Source organism: Anaerobacillus sp. QJM3NY_17 (assembly GCF_056173665.1).
Genome location: NZ_JBWBVD010000002.1, coordinates 46,624 through 64,905, shown reverse-complemented (window position 1 = coordinate 64,905; position 18,282 = coordinate 46,624). Strand labels below are relative to the sequence as shown.

The 18,282-nt window shown below is 37.8% G+C and carries 16 protein-coding genes; 12 read left to right on the top strand and 4 right to left on the bottom strand.

Features of this window, described 5'->3' with window-relative positions:
* The first annotated feature begins 675 nt into the window (after positions 1–675).
* The 3 genes from AC0VYV_RS22660 to AC0VYV_RS22650 all read left to right on the top strand — a co-directional run bounded on the left by AC0VYV_RS22660 (position 676) and on the right by AC0VYV_RS22650 (position 3,277).
* Positions 676–1,812: an Alp7A family actin-like protein gene (locus AC0VYV_RS22660; RefSeq protein ID WP_475374944.1), complete on the top strand. Its 1,137-nt coding sequence runs from the start codon at positions 676–678 to the stop codon at positions 1,810–1,812.
* A gap of 2 nt (positions 1,813–1,814) precedes the next feature.
* Entirely contained in the window at positions 1,815–2,252 is a 438-nt protein-coding gene (locus AC0VYV_RS22655) for a hypothetical protein (RefSeq protein ID WP_475374943.1), read from the top strand.
* A 218-nt stretch (positions 2,253–2,470) separates the two neighbouring features.
* The gene (locus tag AC0VYV_RS22650; protein WP_475374942.1) at positions 2,471–3,277 is read left to right on the top strand and encodes a MerR family transcriptional regulator; all 807 of its coding nucleotides are present in this window, start codon (positions 2,471–2,473) and stop codon (positions 3,275–3,277) included.
* Positions 3,278–3,532: 255 nt separating this feature from the next.
* Here the strand turns inward: AC0VYV_RS22650 and AC0VYV_RS22645 are convergent, their stop codons facing one another.
* Positions 3,533–4,123, bottom strand: coding sequence for a hypothetical protein (locus AC0VYV_RS22645; protein WP_475374941.1), 591 nt, complete (start codon positions 4,121–4,123; stop codon positions 3,533–3,535).
* A 19-nt stretch (positions 4,124–4,142) separates the two neighbouring features.
* The gene (locus AC0VYV_RS22640) at positions 4,143–4,553 is read right to left on the bottom strand and encodes a hypothetical protein (RefSeq protein WP_475374940.1); all 411 of its coding nucleotides are present in this window, start codon (positions 4,551–4,553) and stop codon (positions 4,143–4,145) included.
* A 628-nt stretch (positions 4,554–5,181) separates the two neighbouring features.
* Between AC0VYV_RS22640 and AC0VYV_RS22635 the strand changes: the two genes are divergently transcribed.
* On the top strand, positions 5,182–6,909 hold the full coding sequence (locus tag AC0VYV_RS22635; protein ID WP_475374939.1) for a hypothetical protein: 1,728 nt from the start codon (positions 5,182–5,184) through the stop codon (positions 6,907–6,909).
* A 73-nt stretch (positions 6,910–6,982) separates the two neighbouring features.
* On the opposite strand, the gene AC0VYV_RS22630 is transcribed toward AC0VYV_RS22635, so the two are convergent.
* The gene (locus AC0VYV_RS22630; protein WP_475374938.1) at positions 6,983–7,348 is read right to left on the bottom strand and encodes a hypothetical protein; all 366 of its coding nucleotides are present in this window, start codon (positions 7,346–7,348) and stop codon (positions 6,983–6,985) included.
* Positions 7,349–7,679: 331 nt separating this feature from the next.
* Between AC0VYV_RS22630 and AC0VYV_RS22625 the strand changes: the two genes are divergently transcribed.
* Entirely contained in the window at positions 7,680–7,919 is a 240-nt protein-coding gene (locus AC0VYV_RS22625) for a YolD-like family protein (RefSeq protein WP_475374937.1), read from the top strand.
* A gap of 102 nt (positions 7,920–8,021) precedes the next feature.
* Here the strand turns inward: AC0VYV_RS22625 and AC0VYV_RS22620 are convergent, their stop codons facing one another.
* Positions 8,022–8,618, bottom strand: a complete 597-nt coding sequence (locus tag AC0VYV_RS22620; RefSeq protein ID WP_475374936.1) for a helix-turn-helix transcriptional regulator — start codon at positions 8,616–8,618, stop codon at positions 8,022–8,024.
* A 166-nt stretch (positions 8,619–8,784) separates the two neighbouring features.
* On the opposite strand from AC0VYV_RS22620, the gene AC0VYV_RS22615 reads away from it, so the two are divergent.
* The 7 genes from AC0VYV_RS22615 (at position 8,785) to AC0VYV_RS22585 (ending at position 18,208) form a co-directional block, all read left to right on the top strand.
* Positions 8,785–9,207 (top strand): YkvA family protein, encoded by a 423-nt coding sequence (locus tag AC0VYV_RS22615; RefSeq protein WP_475374935.1) that lies wholly within the window; start codon positions 8,785–8,787, stop codon positions 9,205–9,207.
* A gap of 258 nt (positions 9,208–9,465) precedes the next feature.
* Positions 9,466–9,777 (top strand): DUF2325 domain-containing protein, encoded by a 312-nt coding sequence (locus AC0VYV_RS22610; RefSeq protein ID WP_475374934.1) that lies wholly within the window; start codon positions 9,466–9,468, stop codon positions 9,775–9,777.
* 72 nt (positions 9,778–9,849) lie between these two features.
* Positions 9,850–11,754: an N-6 DNA methylase gene (locus AC0VYV_RS22605; protein ID WP_475374933.1), complete on the top strand. Its 1,905-nt coding sequence runs from the start codon at positions 9,850–9,852 to the stop codon at positions 11,752–11,754.
* Positions 11,755–11,804: 50 nt separating this feature from the next.
* Positions 11,805–12,311, top strand: coding sequence for a hypothetical protein (locus AC0VYV_RS22600; RefSeq protein WP_475374932.1), 507 nt, complete (start codon positions 11,805–11,807; stop codon positions 12,309–12,311).
* A 12-nt stretch (positions 12,312–12,323) separates the two neighbouring features.
* Positions 12,324–13,859, top strand: a complete 1,536-nt coding sequence (locus AC0VYV_RS22595; protein WP_475374931.1) for a class I SAM-dependent DNA methyltransferase — start codon at positions 12,324–12,326, stop codon at positions 13,857–13,859.
* Positions 13,849–15,114: a restriction endonuclease subunit S gene (locus AC0VYV_RS22590; RefSeq protein WP_475374930.1), complete on the top strand. Its 1,266-nt coding sequence runs from the start codon at positions 13,849–13,851 to the stop codon at positions 15,112–15,114. Before AC0VYV_RS22595 ends, AC0VYV_RS22590 begins: the two co-directional genes overlap by 11 nt.
* Complete coding sequence (locus AC0VYV_RS22585; RefSeq protein ID WP_475374929.1) at positions 15,101–18,208, top strand: type I restriction endonuclease subunit R; 3,108 nt, start codon at positions 15,101–15,103, stop codon at positions 18,206–18,208. The genes AC0VYV_RS22590 and AC0VYV_RS22585 overlap by 14 nt, the downstream gene beginning before the upstream one ends.
* Positions 18,209–18,282 lie beyond the last annotated feature (74 nt).

The following is an 18,282-nucleotide window of genomic DNA, read 5'->3' as shown; positions in this document are numbered from 1 at the left end:
TTGCTTCTCCCTTCTGGGACAAACAAAAAAGGACCGATTGCAAGCAAAGCTTACACCGGTCCTGATACGCACGATATACTTAAGAACGCATTTGTACTGAGAGTGCCCCTACCTACCCCTGTCTGAAAAGGTACAAATCTAGTAAAAAAACATAGATTAGCAGACAAAAGTACGGGTATAACGTTGCACAGTTATACAAATATATGTTATTATTTAGCCATATAAGGCTATATTAATAACAAAGCTCACAAAACTTGGTAGGTGGAGTGAACTTCGTTCTCAAGCTTAGCGTACTTGTCCGGGTGCTTAGCTTGAATACTCTCAAAAGATCGTGTTGGTAGCACGGTCTTTTTTACTTGGTCTTTTTTTGTTGTCAAACCTCTTTATTTCCTTTAAAACATAAATGACTTTTCTCTAAAAACTTACGAACGATTTTTTTTGTGTTTTTTGCAATATGTAGGCAATATTTGCTAACTAGCTTTATCGTCTTCTACTATACACTACTTTTTTTTTGCCGTAAACCCTATGTATCAACGATTCCACGTTGTATGCAAATTGCATACAAAATGCTTATTTTTGGTCTCTCAACCACTTTTTTCTTGTTATTTGCATACAAATAGCATACAATGAATCGTATAAAGGTGATATCAACCTAATATCAAGGAGGTTTTTTGTATGCGTTTAGCAGCAATCGATATTGGCAATGACGCTATCAAAGGCTATTTCAACGGGTATGACAATCAAGTACACATTCCGAACGTTGTCGCGAAAGCAAAAGAAGATCGCGGAGTTATTGAAGCAGAAAAAGAAATTTTAAACGGACTACACGTTGAATTGACCTCTTCTGCTCTAAAAATGAAAAATGGTACATACAAAGTTGGAAATCTTGCAGCTTCAGCTGCAACAAAAGATGAATTAACGCCTGAAATTGATAAAGCTGACAGCGATCAGCCTATTATTCTCTTATTAACGGCTATTGCCTACGATGCGGTCCAAAACACGCCAGATAAAGACGGCGTCGTGGAAGCCACATACTTATTATCGACGGGATTGCCTCTTCAAGAAGTAAAACGTGGACTTTCAAAAGAATATCGAAAAAAATTGCGTAACAACCAGCATGAAGTTAAATTCTTGCAAACACCTGAAGTTGGCGGTAAGACCGTACGGATTAAATTTGAAGAAGTCATCGTAAGTTCTGAAGGCTTTGCGGCGTTTGTTGACTTGACGACAGATGAAAATGGCGCAATTAAAAACCCAGAACTCATTCAAAAACCGATTTTAATCAATGATATTGGTGGTTTATCGACTGATTCTGCCATAGTAAACAAAGCTGCCGTGGATAACGAAAATTCAGATGGAATCAAGGAAGGTGTTTCACCCTACCTCGATAACATCATTTCAAGAACGTTTAATGAGTTTAAATACCCCTTCCATAGCCGCCGTGCTGTTGTAGACGTGATCGTAACGGAAGATCCGGAAGAAAGAAATCACATTTGGAACAAGGGAAACCGTGTTTCCATAAAGCACATTATTGATGATGAACTCTCCTCTCTTGCTGAGGAACAGTACAAACACTTGAAAAAACTGTGGAACCGCGTCCCTTCTCTTCGCTATGCATACTTAATTGGCGGTGGATCTGTTGTACTGAAGCCGTATCTTGAAAGTATTAATGAAGACCAGGAACAATACCCTCTTCGTTTTGTAAAGTCAGATGATAGTGTTTGGATGATTGCAAGGGCGTATATTAAAATCCTTTACACGTATTGCCAGAAAAAAGGCATTGAGCTCGAAGTCGCTTCAACGAAAGAATAACAATGGCTGATAAACTGGAACCAGGTAAAACCATCTCTTTCCGACTTCCAAACCATACGCCCTCTCACGTTATTAGCTATTTAAATAATTTAAAAAAGACCGAAGGCAGGAAATTCAGTAGCAAGATCGCCCCGATCTTTGTCGATGCGATCGATGAAAACATCACACGATCTGATGCAGATAACTACTCTCTTCCCCTTTCGGAAGATTTATCTAACGAAGAAATGCTATGGCTCGAAAATAAGCATACCAAGGCACTTATCTCGCAGATTATTTCAAAACTAGCAACCGATCCTGGAAAAGCTTTTGAATTGTTATCTCAAAATGATGAACCGAAAAAAGAAGCATCTCAGAGTGAAAAGCTATTTCAAGCAAATGATGTCGCTGCTAGTTTTATGGATCAGGCCTTTTTTGCAGATTTAGATGATGATGACGACTAAAAAACCCTCTAAATGAGGGTTTTTTTGCGAATTAATGTTAATACGTTCTTTATACAAATTTGAAAACAGTGTGAAAACATGTGATTAAAGAGTTTATACCACTAGAAAAATTTAAGTCGTATTAATTTCAAAATAACAAATTAACTTCATATCACATCATATTAACTTCAAATAACATGGTATGATGTTGATATAAAGGTGATACAGGGGTGAAAGACATGGAAAATGGCTTAAAATCAATTGCGGAGACGGCCAGAGAATTAAATGTAACGACAGCTCAGTTACGATACTGGGATAAACAAGAGTTGATTACATCCATTAAGGAAAGCTCAGGAAGATATTTTCATGAATCAGAATTCGAAAAGATTATTCGAATCCGTGATTTATTTGATGAAGCACGAAAAGCAGGAATCAAGCGTACATATGATGACATTCGCCGCGAGCTCATGGCTGAAAACATGCTTATGGAGAAAGTGGAGAACGAAACGCTAACACAGCAAGAAAAAGTTTTATCTGTAGCGTTTGAACGCGTTCTAAAAGAACAGGGGTTTGATCAAGCCTTTCAACTCATTGCTGGAGAATTAAGCAAAATAGTAGATACCAATCAACAATTACAGACAGAAGTGAATGAGTTAAAAAGATCCATGAATCAGATGACGTTGCGTTTGGAAGCACCAAAAGAGGAAGAAAAACAGCTAAGGGAAGAGTTAGATCAAACAAATCAAACCTTGAAAGAAGTCGCCGCAGCACTAGAAGCTAGGGAAAAAGAAGAGACTTCCGGAAAGAAAACATATGAAGAGGAAACAAAAAAAGCTCAGGAGACGTTAGAAACCTATAAAAGAGAGCAAGAAGAGATGAAAAAGCAGCTAGAAGAAATGACAAAAAAAGAAGAGGAAAGAGAAGCACGTTTGAAACAAGAAGAAGAACAGCGCCAACAAGCTGAAGAAGCTTTGAAAAAATCTCAAGAGGAGCAAGAGGAAAAACAAGCCCAGAAGGGGTTCTTCAAAAAACTGTTTGGTGGATGATGCCTTCATATGAAGTTAATATCGACATGATATTATATGTTGGGCCACAAATTTTAAAAGTGGAGGAGCGACTACCGTCGTTCCTTCTTTTTATTTGTTGAAAGTTCTCTTGAATAATCACAGCAACAAAAAGCAGTAAACGTCAGCATACGAAGCTTTTTGTTAGTATATGTATGCTGAATAACTCTTAGAATTTTTCGTATTTATTTTTCAAAAAGAGGTATAAACGGAGTAAGTCCTGGATATCCTATTAAGTTATCCTTCTTTTTCAAGTTTTTGAATAATGGACTTCACCACATTACGGAGTTGGCCTGTCCGATAAGATTCAATGAAGTCACAGTAAAGAATCTGCAAAATATCTTCAACAGTGTAGGTAGCATCTTCATATAACTCAGCAAGATCAGCTAAAAAAACTTCAACACGTAGAGCAGAGCGACGTTTAATGGGACAGGTAATATCCTTCATTTTTTGTTTACCTTGACTAAGAAGGGCTTCTTGACCCGAATAGGTTCTGAGAAGGGCAGGACGTTTATCACGAACCATTAGTTCACGAAACACGGCATGATGATCAGGTGATTGCCTTATATTTTGCAGAAAGTCACGCAGAAGGAGATCTAATAGATCGGCCTGGGTAAACTGAAAATCACTAAGTTCCGTAATATCTTCACAAAGAAGCTCACCACGCAAATAAAGAGAGGCTGGGACTAAAAAGCGATATTTTAGAATTTCAGACGACCTCATTTTGCGAAATAGCTTATTCATCATGCGTTCACCGCGAGAAGTTGCCTCGAAAGACAGGTTAGACACTTCCTCTTGAACAAGTTTAAAGGGATTGGACTTACTCATACCAGGTGTACCTCCTTGATTAAAGTAGGGAAGATATGATGCGATAAGCAGCACGTCTTAAACTACAGTCCCATTCGATGCTTAAATCTTGAAGTTGTTTAAAATAGGGGTCTTCTAATTTAACGGGATAAGACAATTTCGAATTCGATGGATAAGGAATAAAAGGCTCTGGCAGAAATTCAGCTCTAGGTAATTCGTTCTTCATTTTTTGACTAAGGAAGTTAGTTGGGTATTCACCAGCCTGGCGAGAAAGAGCCTTGATTGTTTTTCGCTGCTCAAGTGTCAGAGGTATCTTAATATCATGTTTCTTATCCTTCCTTACCTTACGACCTTCACTTTTTGTAATGGGCTTTTTCCGAACATTGCTCGTCTTAATGGGAACTGATCGTGTTGGCTTCTTTTTTTGAAACATTGGATTAAGTGAGTCCATCCGTCTCCCTCCCGTTTTAAAGTAACTCCCTTTTTATGATTTATCCTAGAGTCATAGAGTTAAAAAATCATATAGTCATAGATATGAGAGAGGAGAGGGGGTTAGAACGTATAAAAGATTGAAAGCCTGGCGATACTCCTGATAACGAATAATATACACGCAGGGAGTGGAGAAAAGATGGCTACGAAAAACAAATCGAAAAAGCAGGGCATCTCAAAAAAGGATGCGAAAAAGCTAGTTTCACTATCTCGAAAAAACAGATCGATCTCGATGATTTCAGTAAAAGATGCTAGATGAATAGGGTGTAAATAGACGAATTTTTGTATTCCAACCTATCTAAATTGAACCATGATAATTTGTTGTACTCAAAAACGCATTGTATGGCTGTTTCTCTCTTTCATAATACATACATTGCATTTTAAAAATTATTTTCAACGTAATTTTGTCTTATTATAATGCAGATCTAATTAACAAGATCCCTCCAAACTTCAGGGATCTCATTTGCATTTAACAGTTTTATATTGTGGATTAAATTGGAAATACATAAGCGGATAATGCGATAATATAAAATGAAATTAGCAAAAGCAATTGATTGATAAAATTCATACTATATAAAGGAGGGTAAATATTGGGGAGAAAGGATGATCCTGCTGTTAGATACGCTCTATGGATTTCGTATAATAGAAAGTGTCAAATAACAAAAAATATCATTGAAAACATTACAGACTTAGAAATTGATCATATTATCTCAGTAGATACTTATAAAGATAAGAATAAGTTGAAAATGTATGATTTACCAATTGATTTTGATATAGACGGTTTGGAAAATTTAAGGCCCGTATTACGAGCTTGGAATAGAGAAAAAAGTAATCAAGAGCTACCTTCTGAACAGGTGAATTTAAATTTAATGAAAGCAAAAAAAGTAAAGAAAAAAGTAGAAAAAGAGATTATAAAATTTCACGAAGAAAAAAAATACGCCTTAAAAATTGAGTCTGTTAAAGACGCTCTAATAAATAAAGGAATAACGTTTGAAGATTTTATGGACCAAATAAATGATTACCAAGTAGTCTTCGGAAATGAGGTAAGCTTAAGAACCGACGATATTTTTGTTAACACTATTGTGGTCAACTCTCACTCCGTAAGAGTAATGGCTTATTTACCTGGAATTGAGGAGAGAGAAGGAAGTTGTCTATTTACTTTTAATAGCTTTTATTTGCGGCAAGTAAACATTACACTTTCCCATAAGGAAATACTAAAAACATTTTATAAAGGCTATAAAACTCCATTAAATTTACTATTAAGACCCTATATTTGGGAGAACACCTTAGAAAGCGAATATCAAACTTATAAAGTAACTATTGGTGGTTGTTTATTTAATCTAGATAAAAATGAGGTCGATGATTTAATAAGAGCAATTGATATTTTTATTGAAAAATACATTGAGGCGATAGAAATTGTGGAGAAAAAACTAGAATCCAGATCTTTTTACCCGACCCAACATGATTTGAATAGTTATAAACTCATTTGTATTTCTACGGATTTATTGAAAAAAATCATGTCATACACCAAAGAACATGATTACTTTCACGGAAAGAGTGAGTGGCATATTTTCGATTACGCTAGAAATATGATAAAAGTGTACAAAAACGGACAGCACCGATGCTTTATTAAATTTTCACCAGAAGATCAAGGAATATATGGAGGGTTTGAATCTCCAAGCGACGTGTGGCTAGTTTGGGAATTCATGAGTTCATCAAAGGATCATTTATGGAGTGTTCAAGAAACCTACAGTTGGCTTATAGAGGAATTAATACCAGCTGTTGAAGCTTACTTTGCTCCATCTTCAAAAAGCACTATTTTTAATAGAGATAAAAATAAAATTGAAATTCCTTATTCAATTCACACTAGAAATGATAAGTACTATGACATTAACAAACAAGTCGATATAGATACACTGATAGATATTTGTGAAAACATTCAAAGTAGATACTCTATACAACAAGGAATATTTATGAGGCAAAATGAATTCCTTCAAATTTTTGATGCTATTTTATTACTAGTAAAAATATGTCCAAAACCAGATTATACCTACATTGCTTCAAAACTAAGCTTAGAAGATACAAACAATAAGGAGGACTTATTGTTACAAATAACTGAATTAAGGGAAACGGAAAAAAATAATAAGGTGACAACCGGAAATCTTGATTTGCTTTTTAGAGTAATTATTGTGCTGTTAAGGGACTCCTCACATAAAATTACTAAAAATGAAATATCAAACTTAGTAAATTTGATCGAAAATCCTATAAATAATTACAATACTGAAAAGTTAGTAGAGTCGCAATATCAAGAAGTTTGATTGAGCATAATATAAAGTCATCAACCGATGGGTGTAAAACATGAAATCGGCTGATCCGATAAAATGATGATTATTAAAGTTCTCGTAATATATAATAACTGCTCTTTTTTAGTTGCGTAAATTCGTAATGAGATAAATAACGATGGTGTGCAACCTTATTGCGAAGAGGATAGAGCATACCTAAATGATGGGACAATTGAGAAGTGAAATTGAATAATGGGTAACTTCGAAGATAATATACTTCATATTGGAAAAAAGTGAGCTCAAGAAAAGACTTAGGGGGAGAAGGCATGTTGAATAATTTCGGGGCTTTCGTAAACCACTTAGTACCATAAGCAGCTTTCATTGCTTGTTCAATTGTTGATCGAACATAGTTTTCAACTTCGTACAGCAGCATATACGCTTGCATCATTCTATTTTTTTCTGATGAAGTCAGCAATCTTTCACCTCCTAGCTACTTTATAATTAGCTATTCAATGAAAAAGTCCTGCTCTCTAAAACTATTCCTGCCGTTTTAACAGATAAGCCAGTACTGCAACCAAAAGTAAGCCAGCATTGATCAACAGGTTTAAATAATCTAGAATCGAGGCGTTCATCTCCTCCTTCTTATATTGGAGTTTAATAGTCTAGCATGACCTCATTCAAGAGACAAGTACATTTACGATCGTACATATCTGAAAATAACCTAATGGCTGTTTATATTTAACATTGATACAGGAACATAAGTTCGTATATGATGGAGGTATAGACAAATAGAGGACGGGATAGCGATGAGTATTAATGAGGATTTGACCTTTCAACCGGGAGTGCTTGCTGAGATTTATACAGCGATGGAATTTGCAATGGAAGTAGGCATGACATATAACTTAGAAGATACAACCTCCTTTATACAAGGAGAAATTCATTACTTGGATTGCATCTCTCAACATATAAGAGTAATTGACCACAATTATTGTGTGCAGTACATTCCACTAGCTAGTATTATCTCCATTATGCCTATTAAAAAATAAGGTGAAATACACTTTAAGCATGAACTAAGAAATAAGCTAATTGTTTTTATATGAAAAAACACTACAACCCCTCGTCATATATTGACGGGGGTTTTGTGTTAACTACCATACTTCAAATTCTTCTTGTTCCCCTTTATCAAGCGCAATACCAAAGGATTCAATATCCAATGCCTCAAGGTTAAAGCATTTTAATAACTCATCGTAATTATCTTGCATAAGGTTTCTCACAATCTCAATAATCCTTTTCGCCTTATCCTGATCCCACTTTATGCTTTCTTTTAAAATACCTATAGATGCCCCTTTCAAACCTTTGAAACCAACTTTCAAACCCGTTGAAATGAGGGTTCCAATTCCCGGTACGAACTGACCCAGCTTTAACGTAATGCTTTTACTGAGATTTGTAGTCGATATGGAAGTGGCTTCCTGAAGATCGGTCATTAGTGCTCCCAATTGGTCAATTTGTTGGTACCCATCTGAAGAAATTCCGTCTAGTTTCCTCATTCTTTTCTGTATCTCAACAGCAACAGATCCAAATAACGCAAACGCCAGCGCTTTTGACAACTTTGTAGGATCTTGTTCAATTTTTACAATGGTAGGCCGACTAACCCCCATCATTTTCGCTAAATCATCCTGCGTTAGATTAAGTATCTTTCTTATTTCCGAAACTTGTCCACCAAGCATCAATAAATAAACGTTCATGTCATCACCTCAAAATAATTTTATCATAAAGTTAAATAGATGACAAAATATAAATAAAAATACTTTATGTAAAAATATTGACATTAAGTAAATATAGTTATATATTGTAATTAGTTAATCATCATGAACGGCACAATAACAAAAAAATAAAATGGGAGAGATTAAAATGACGAAAAAGAAAAATCTAAACAAAAAGGATTATGAGAAGGGCTACTTGAAATTCATGCCAAAGGCCAAGGAATATCTTAAGAACCCACGTAAGGCTAACAAGCTTTGGAAAGAAGCTACTAGAAAAGCAGCAACGGATAAAGGGAAGTTAGAAGAGATTTGGGAAAATGTTCAATTGATATTCGATATGTTCAAATCATGGATAAATCGAGATTACAAAAGGATTCCGACTAAATCGATCAGCCTGATCATCGCTTCCCTGATTTATTTCGTGTCTCCAGTCGACCTGATACCTGACTTTATTGTAGGAATGGGATTATTTGATGATGCAGCAGTCATGGGATTTGTGATCCAACAAGTATCTAAGGATCTGGAAAGATTTAAAGAGTGGAAAGAAAACACCAGTGAGCCAACCATTTAAAAGTTCACCAATATTTTTCTAACAAGAGAGAGTGTGCTTATTTTTCTCAAAGCACTCTTTTTCTCATTTTTTACTTATATCCATAAATTTTACCCACAAGTTTCTATCTTTAAATATAAGTAGATTAAATTGTGTTTAAAGTCATCATCCATTTTTAATAAAGTAATTGAATTACTTTATTAAATAATTTAAAAATAAATTGACATAAATTAGATACTAAGGTATATTATAAATAACAAATCACTTCGGAGGTGTGTTATGATGAAGACGGTGTTATTGGTTGGAGGAAAAAATAACAAGTCTGTAGCTCAAAAAGGAAAAGAGCTCAACATCAACGTCATACATAGGCCCGACTACAAGAAGGAAAAACGAACTCATTCATTCTTAGAAAAACACATCAAAGAAGTTGACTGCGTTTTATTATTTGTCGGTGCATGCTCACACGATAATATGTGGACTGTGAAAGAATTAACTAAAAGATACAAGAAGCCTGTTGCTTACCTCCGTGGGGGTGGAACAACGCTCGCGTTTAAAACGGCTATACAACTGATGAACCCTAAGATAGGGTAATTTTTTAAATCACCCAAATAAAGTAATTGCATTACATTTTAAAATATCAATAATATATCGGAGGGATGAACTATGGAAAGAATAAAATATGAATCAATCGTTTGGGAAGCGCAAGAAAAATTGCGTGGAGAAGTGGATGTAACAAAAAGCATGCACCTCTCGCTCATTTCTCTAACTCTTATGTATATCGAAAAAACGAAGTCTCTAGAGAACTCAAATAGTAACGCTTGGTCGTCTGCAACGAGTAACGGCTACAATATTAGAGAGACCTTACAGAAATTGGCCACGGTAACTGAAGCAGCTATACCTTCTCTTAAAGGGGCTTTAACATTTGTTGATTTCAATAGCTTTTCAAATGCAACGTTATTTAACTTTGTTTCAACATTAAATAAGTATTCTATCCCAGACGCGGAAACGTTAAGTACTATTTTTGAAAAGTTGTTATATCAATACATGGATTCCCAGGGCAAGGTTGGAGGAGAGCATATCTCGCCGCACTCCATCAATACGCTTCTTCCTCGCTTGTTAAATATCCAACAAGGAAGTGTCTATGATGGCACAGCTGGTACTGCCCTTTTATTAACTGAAAGTGCAAGGTTACAAGAGGAAAAGGTCAATGAATTGTCCTTTTATGCTCAAGACGTCAATCAAGAAGCTTCCTTCATCGGTAAATTAAACCTTTTCATTCACGGCATTACAGATTTTGATTATCAACTTGATGACACCCTAGTCAAACCAGCTTTTAAGGAAGAAAACGGGTTAAAGAAGTTTGACTATGTCATGATGAATTATCCATTCTCGATGCCATGGGACCGAAGTAAAGTGGAAAATGATCTTTATGGACGCTTCATCTATGGTCTTCCCAGTAATTCAAATGCGGATATGGCGTTCATCTCTCATGCGATTGCATCGTTAAAACCGACTGGCAAAGCAGCATTGATTGTGACCCACGGGGTATTATTTCGTGCTGGATCAGAAGGGAAAATACGTGAGGAAATCATCCAAAGTGACCTTATAGAAGGCGTCATTGGGCTTCCGTCCAACTTATTTTCCTCAATAGGTATCCCAGTAGCTATTCTTTTAATTAACAAAGACAAACCAAAAGATCGAAAAGGAAAGATTTTCTTTGTGAATGCGGAAGAAGAATTCCAACGAGGAAGAGGACACAATCAACTGCGTGACCAAGACATTAATAAGATTGTCGATACCTTTAAACACGGAAAAGAAGTCCCGTCTTACAGTAAGTTCGTTGATATTGAAGAAATTGATTCAGGTTCTCTTTTCATTCCAAAATACTTTGATGTAGACGATGTCGACTCACCCATTGGAACGGTAACCGTTCATAGTAAAAAGTTCGAGGAATACCACCCTGATAATTCGCCATTAGGTGACATCACCAAAATTTACAGAGGGATCAACACACCTTCTAAGTCACAACAAAAGGATGCAAGTACTCCTTATAAGGTGATTCAACTTACGGACGTCCAGGATGGCGTTATCCAAACCGACTCACTGCAAACGATGCCGATTAAAGAGCGAAATAAAGCCCAACAATACATGGTCAAAGAGGGGGATATCATCATTTCTGCGCGAGGGACTGCCATTAAAATTGCAGTCGTTCCTTCATTAAATGAAGAAATTATTCTCTCACACAACTTCATTGGTCTACGACCGCGTAAACACACCTACGCTCCTTTTCTAAAAGCCTATTTGCAAAGTCCCATCGGACAGTATTATTTAACTTCCCTGCAGAAAGGATCAGGCGTAAAAGTATTAAGCCTGAAAGAGATTGCGGATGTCCTTGTACCAGATCTCGCTTACGACAAACAAAAAGAAATCGGTGACACGTTTGAAAAAGCTGATCAGGATTATCAAACAGCTCTTCAAGAAGCTGAAGATAGAAAGATTCATACTTATAAGAAGTTGTATTCTGAGATGGAAATTGACGTTGCTTTTGATCTACAGGTTCAAAAGTAACATCTAAAGCTTTTCTTCTGGTAAAATATAACTATATGAGGAGCGATCGGATGAGCACAATTCGAAAAGCTGACTTTTACTATGGTTCATTGCTATCTGTCTTAATTAATAACGGGGTGGCACCTGCCATTGTATCCCCTGGAGAGAACCGTCGAATTTATTCCATGACAACTGATGAAGCCACCTATGAAATTTATACAAAATATGTGTCATCTCCTTCTAATCGTATGAACACGAACGCGAAACTTTGGTCATTTTCATTTTCCAATGAAGAAATTGAGATGATTAAACGTTACGAAAACAACGGTAAAAAGTATCTATTTGCCTTGATATGTGGCGTTCATGATAAATTGCAAGATAGTGAGATTGCAGTGCTTACATTATCCGAAGCGAAAGATTGCTTGGACATTGAATATAAAAGAGAAAGTCATCGAATTACGGTGAGAGAAGAAAGAGGTAGGCGTGGACTAGGAGTATATGGGACAGGTCGGACAGATTTTCTAAACGGCAGAGACCATACCTTACGCATTAGTCGTGCAGCACTACCACTAACATAAGGGGGAACTAACATGGTAAAACAAGAAACAGGCGCTAATATTGGGTACGAAGAAAAATTATGGTTGATGGCAGATAAGCTGCGTGGAAGTATGGATTCCGGAGAATACAAGCACGTTGTGCTTGGTCTTCTCTTCTTAAAATATGTATCAGACAGCTTCGAAGAGCTACATGCAGTCTTAGAGAAAGACGAATATGCCGATGAAGAAGATCGCGATGAGTACCTCGCAGAAAATATCTTCTGGGTACCAAAAGAAGCGCGCTGGTCTTACCTAAAAATCAATGCAAAAAAACCTGAAATTGGTCAAATGGTCGATCAAGCTATGATTGCGATCGAAAAGGAAAATGAATCTTTAAAAGGGATCTTACCGAAGATATTTGCCCGTCCAGACTTGGATAAAAGGCGTCTTGGGGAGACAATCGATTTGTTCTCCACTATCCAAGTTGGCGACAAGAACAGCAAAGCGAGTGACGTTTTAGGTCGCGTTTATGAATACTTCCTAGGTAAATTTGCAAGTGCCGAAGGAAAGAACGGCGGAGAATTCTATACGCCACGCTCAGTGGTTGAATTGCTTGTTGAGATGATCGAACCGTACAAAGGACGTATCTATGACCCTTGCTGTGGATCTGGCGGAATGTTCATCCAAAGTGAAAAATTCGTCGAGAACCACCAAGGAAAACTCGGTGACATTGCAATTTACGGACAGGAGTCGAACCCTACAACATGGCGTTTATGCAAAATGAACCTTGCCATTCGCGGCATCGATAGCAACCTTGGTGGAGAGCATGCCGACACCTTCCATAAAGACCTTCACAAAGGGTTAAAAGCTGACTATATCCTAGCGAATCCACCCTTCAACATTAGCGACTGGGGTGGAAATCGACTAGTCGACGATGCTCGCTGGAAACATGGTATTCCACCAGAAGGAAATGCGAACTATGCCTGGATCCAACACATGGTCTCCAAGTTGGCCCCGTCTGGAACAGCTGGTTTTGTTCTAGCAAATGGCGCTATGTCTACTAGTAACAAAAGTGAATTAGAAATAAGGAAAAACCTTCTTAATAGTGATTTCGTGGAGTGTATAGTAACGCTCCCCGGACAACTGTTTTATTCTGTACAAATCCCTGTATCGTTATGGTTTGTAACACGTAACAAAGCAGGCAAAGGACAGCGTAACCGTAAAGGTGAGACGCTATTCATTGATGCCCGAAAGCTAGGTCATATGGCAGACCGTACACATAAGGAGTTTTCAGATGAAGATATCCAAAAGGTTGTCGATACTTTTCATGCTTGGCGTGGAACAAACGACCAAAAGTATGAAGACATTCTAGGTTTCTGTAAAGCAACTTCATTAGATGAAATACGTGGACATGAATACGCCTTAACTCCCGGTCGTTATGTAGGTATGGAGGCAGTTAGTGAAGATGAAGAACCGTTTGAGGAAAAAATGGAAAGATTGACCGGGGACCTGGCTGAACAATTCTCCAAATCTAAATTATTAGAAGAAGAAATTCGTCATACATTGCGAGGAATTGGATATGAGATATAGCATTTCAGATATAACCAAGATAAATGCAAAATCAATTACTAAAAATGATGATATTAAAACAATTAATTATCTTGATACCGCAAATCTAACCAATGGAATTTATGACAATATCGTTGAGTTACAAGTAGGAATTGATAAAATTCCTAGTAGAGCAAAGAGAAAGGTTCAATGTGATGATATCCTTTTTTCAACTGTTCGGCCAAATCAACGACACTTTGGCTTTGTAGATAAAAAGCATTCATACGTCATAGCTTCTACTGGCTTTGCAGTATTATCACCCAATAAAAAGATTGTTGATCCTTACTACCTTTATTGCTTTTTGACCTTAGATAATACCGTTGAACAACTACAAGTAATTGCAGAAAATAGCACTTCTGCATATCCGTCGATTAAACCAGGAGATATTGGAAAATTAACAATCGATTTACCATCACTTAATAAACAAAAAGCCATTGGTAATTTGATAAAAAACATAAATACTAAAATCGATACGAACATTGAAATCATTGCCACCTTTGAAAACCTAGCCCAAACCCTCTTCAAACGCTGGTTCATCGACTTTGAATTTCCGAATGAAGAAGGCGAACCGTATCGTTCAAGTGGTGGGAAGATGGTCGAAAGTGAACTGGGGTTAATTCCTGATGGATGGGAAATAGGAACAGCAGGTGAATTATTTCAATTCGCTCCTAAAACATCACTAAAAAAAGGTGAAGAAGCCCCATTTGTGGAAATGAAAAACCTCGAATCTTCCGCCATGATAAAAGAGTGGCGAATTAGAGAATTTACCGGAAGTGGTAGTAAGTTTCGAAACGGAGATACATTATTAGCAAGAATTACTCCTTGTTTAGAAAATGGAAAGATTGGTTTCGTAGATTTTCTTTCGCCCAAACAAGTGGGATGGGGTTCAACTGAATTCATTATCATTCGAGCAAAAGAAAATATTTCTTCGACTTTTTCTTACTTTTTTGCTTCCCAACCTTCCTTTAAGTCTTTTGCAATAGTAAATATGAACGGTAGCTCTGGGCGTCAAAGGGTAAAAGCTGAAATTTTAGCTCAATATCAATGGAGTCTACCACCAATAGATTTAATAAGAAGCTATACAAATCTTACAGAACAATTTATGGAGAAAATGAGTATCGCTCGCAATGAAAATAAACAGTTAATTTCGATACGTAACTCTTTACTCCCCAAACTCCTCTCAGGAGAAATCGAAATAAAAGACGCAACCGAGGTGATGGATGATGTCCCAGTTTAACGAAGACGAACTCGAGCGCGCTACCCTTGAATGGTTTGAAGAATTAGAGTATGAAATTGCCCACGGTCCGGACTTGTCTCCGGAAGGGGCAGATCCAGAACGTACCGACTATCAAACGGTCATTCTACAGGATCGTCTGTACAACGCATTAGCAGCAATCAATCCTCATTCAGATAACGATCAACTGGAAGAAGCGATTCGGAAGGTGACAACCGTCACCCATCCGAGTCTCTTGATGAACAACCGTGACTTTCATCAGTTTCTGACAGATGGTATCGATGTCACCACCTCTAAAACTGGTGAAGAAGAACGAACCGAAAAAATCTGGTTGATAGATCCAGAGAACATTGAAAACAACAACTTTCTTGTGTTGAATCAATTCACCGTCGTCGAAGGACGCAACAACAAGCGGCCCGACGTGGTGGTTTTTGTTAACGGCCTTCCACTTGTCGTATTTGAGCTTAAGAGTTCATCGAATGAACAGGTTGGTATTTCAGAAGCCTACAACCAACTCTCAACATATAAAGCGACCATTCCGAGTCTCTTTCAGACGAATGCCTTCATGGTAATTACTGATGGTATTAATGCACGCGTGGGAACTCTTACCTCCTCAGAAGAATGGTTTACGATGTGGCGCACGATTAATGGAAACGACATTGCCCCAAACAGCATTCCACAACTCGAAGTGCTCATTCGCGGCATGTTTCAAAAGAAAACGTTATTAGATATTATCAGGTATTTTATTCTCTTCCAAGAAGACAAGGAAGACTTAGCTAAGATTCTAGCAGCTTATCACCAGTATTACGCTGTCAATAAGGCGATGACGGAAACAACGCGTGCTATCTCCACAGAAGGGGACCGAAAAATCGGGGTTATCTGGCATACACAAGGATCCGGCAAAAGTTTGTCTATGGTCTTTTATAGTGGAAAGCTTGTCTTAGGGGCAGACAACCCAACCATTGTGGTGTTAACCGATCGAAACGACCTTGATGAACAACTCTATACAACGTTCAGTAAATCGGCTTCGATATTACGCCAAGCGCCACAACAAGCCAAGGATAAACAGCATTTGAAAGAACTTCTCTCCGTTGACTCCGGTGGTGTAATCTTTACGACCATGCATAAGTTTGCGCCTGAAGGCGATAAAGAATTCCTTGAAACGTTTACAGAACGAAAGAACGTCGTCGTTGTCGCAGATGAAGCGCACCGATCCCAGTATGGGTTTGAAGCTGAAGTACAAAAGAAAAAAAACGGAGCTAAATTAAAATACGGATTTGCAAAATATCTACGAGATGCCCTTCCGAATGCGTCTTTCATTGGATTTACAGGTACTCCCGTTGAAACAGAAGATAAGAATACACCTGCGGTGTTCGGAAATTACATCGATATTTATGATATGACCCAAGCTGTAGAAGATGGCGCAACCGTTAAGATTTATTATGAAAGTCGTATCGTCAAGCTCGACATGCCAGAGGATGATGCCCTGGATATCGATACAGAATACGATGACCTTACAGAACATCAGGAGTTTGACGAACGAGAAAAACTAAAGTCTAAATGGTCTCGACTGGAAGCGCTTGCTGGTGCTTCAGATCGCGTCCGTCGTGTAGCTAAAGACATGGTCGATCACTTTGAGAAGCGTCAGGGAGCTATGTTTGGTAAAGGGATGTCTGTCGTTATGTCTCGTCGAATCGCGATTGATTTGTACAAGGAAATCATCAAGCTACGTCCTGACTGGCACAGTGATGATGATGATAAAGGCGCGATTAAAGTCGTGATGACGGGTAGCTCCAGTGATCCGGAGGACTGGCATAAATTCACCGGCAATAAACGAAGACGTGAGTACTTTGCTAAACGCATGAAGGATAACAACGATCCATTGAAATTCGTCATCGTCCGGGACATGTGGCTCACCGGATTCGATGTCCCATCGATGCACACGATGTATATCGATAAGCCAATGAAAGGCCATAATTTGATGCAGGCCATCGCAAGAGTCAATCGAGTGTTCCGTGATAAGCCAGGAGGACTTGTCGTCGATTACATTGGATTTGCCGATAGCTTAAAGGAAGCTTTGAAGCAATACACCGAAAGTGATCAGGAAAATGCGGGCGTTGATACAGCCCTAGCTGCAGAAATCATGCAAGAAAAGTACGAACTGCTGCAGGATCTACTTCACAACCATGATTATAAAAAGTTTTACTCTAGTAAACAAACTGAACGAATGCAAGCGATTATTGCAACAGTTGATTTTGTCCTCGGACTCGGAGAAGATCGGAAGAAAGATTTTTTACGACTGGTGACGGAATTATCGAAAGCCTACGCGCTTTGTTCAACGACACCAGAAGCAGAAGCATTAAATGAAGAAATCGGTTTCTTCAAAGCTGTTAAGTCTGGCATCATCAAATTGCTGCCAGTAGGAAAGAAAAAGAAAACCAGCGCTCAGATCGATTCTCAGATAAATCAACTCATCTCGAAGTCGATCATTTCGGAAGAAGTCGTCGATATTTATGGTTCTCTGGGGATAGAAAACCCAGACATTTCTATCCTTTCTGACGGATTTTTAAAGGAAGTACAGGGTCTTCCTCAGAAAAACCTAGCAGTCGAATTACTCAACCGTCTGTTAAAGGGAAAAATCAAGAATATCCAACGCAAAAACCTTGTGCAGTCTAAGAAGTTCTCTGATCTATTAGAGAATGCTCTAAATAAATACAATAAACGTACGATTGAAGCTTCAAAAGTCATCGAAGAACTGATTGAGCTCGCCAAGGAAGTACAGGCTGCTTATAATCGGGGTGAGGAGAAAGGGCTGTCAGAAGATGAGGTCGCTTTCTACGATGCCCTCGCTAACAATGAATCCGCGAAAGAGGCTATGGGTGATGAACAGCTTCGAGCTATCTCACATGAATTAACAAAAGCTATTAAAGCCAATATGAGTATCGATTGGAATTTGCGCGAATCAGCACGGGCCAAGATGAGAATCACGGTCAAAAGATTGCTCAAGAAGTATGGTTATCCACCAGACATGCAGAAGATCGCCATTGAGACGGTTGTCCAACAGGCTGAGCTTATGGCTGGGAATGAGAGTTATTAAATTTATTTGTTTTTCGTTATTAGCAGCCTTTTGTTTAGTACATAAGAGGCTGCTAATTTAATAGTATATATTTT

What these genes read in the sequence shown, in the direction of transcription:
- AC0VYV_RS22660 (WP_475374944.1), top strand. Translation starts at nt 676, where the DNA reads ATGCGTTTAGCAGCAATCGATATTGGCAATGACGCTATCAAAGGCTAT.
- AC0VYV_RS22655 (WP_475374943.1), top strand. Translation starts at nt 1,815, where the DNA reads ATGGCTGATAAACTGGAACCAGGTAAAACCATCTCTTTCCGACTTCCA.
- AC0VYV_RS22650 (WP_475374942.1), top strand. Translation starts at nt 2,471, where the DNA reads ATGGAAAATGGCTTAAAATCAATTGCGGAGACGGCCAGAGAATTAAAT.
- AC0VYV_RS22645 (WP_475374941.1), bottom strand. Translation starts at nt 4,123, where the DNA reads ATGAGTAAGTCCAATCCCTTTAAACTTGTTCAAGAGGAAGTGTCTAAC.
- AC0VYV_RS22640 (WP_475374940.1), bottom strand. Translation starts at nt 4,553, where the DNA reads ATGGACTCACTTAATCCAATGTTTCAAAAAAAGAAGCCAACACGATCA.
- AC0VYV_RS22625 (WP_475374937.1), top strand. Translation starts at nt 7,680, where the DNA reads ATGAGTATTAATGAGGATTTGACCTTTCAACCGGGAGTGCTTGCTGAG.
- AC0VYV_RS22620 (WP_475374936.1), bottom strand. Translation starts at nt 8,618, where the DNA reads ATGAACGTTTATTTATTGATGCTTGGTGGACAAGTTTCGGAAATAAGA.
- AC0VYV_RS22615 (WP_475374935.1), top strand. Translation starts at nt 8,785, where the DNA reads ATGACGAAAAAGAAAAATCTAAACAAAAAGGATTATGAGAAGGGCTAC.
- AC0VYV_RS22610 (WP_475374934.1), top strand. Translation starts at nt 9,466, where the DNA reads ATGATGAAGACGGTGTTATTGGTTGGAGGAAAAAATAACAAGTCTGTA.
- AC0VYV_RS22605 (WP_475374933.1), top strand. Translation starts at nt 9,850, where the DNA reads ATGGAAAGAATAAAATATGAATCAATCGTTTGGGAAGCGCAAGAAAAA.
- AC0VYV_RS22600 (WP_475374932.1), top strand. Translation starts at nt 11,805, where the DNA reads ATGAGCACAATTCGAAAAGCTGACTTTTACTATGGTTCATTGCTATCT.
- AC0VYV_RS22595 (WP_475374931.1), top strand. Translation starts at nt 12,324, where the DNA reads ATGGTAAAACAAGAAACAGGCGCTAATATTGGGTACGAAGAAAAATTA.
- AC0VYV_RS22590 (WP_475374930.1), top strand. Translation starts at nt 13,849, where the DNA reads ATGAGATATAGCATTTCAGATATAACCAAGATAAATGCAAAATCAATT.
- AC0VYV_RS22585 (WP_475374929.1), top strand. Translation starts at nt 15,101, where the DNA reads ATGTCCCAGTTTAACGAAGACGAACTCGAGCGCGCTACCCTTGAATGG.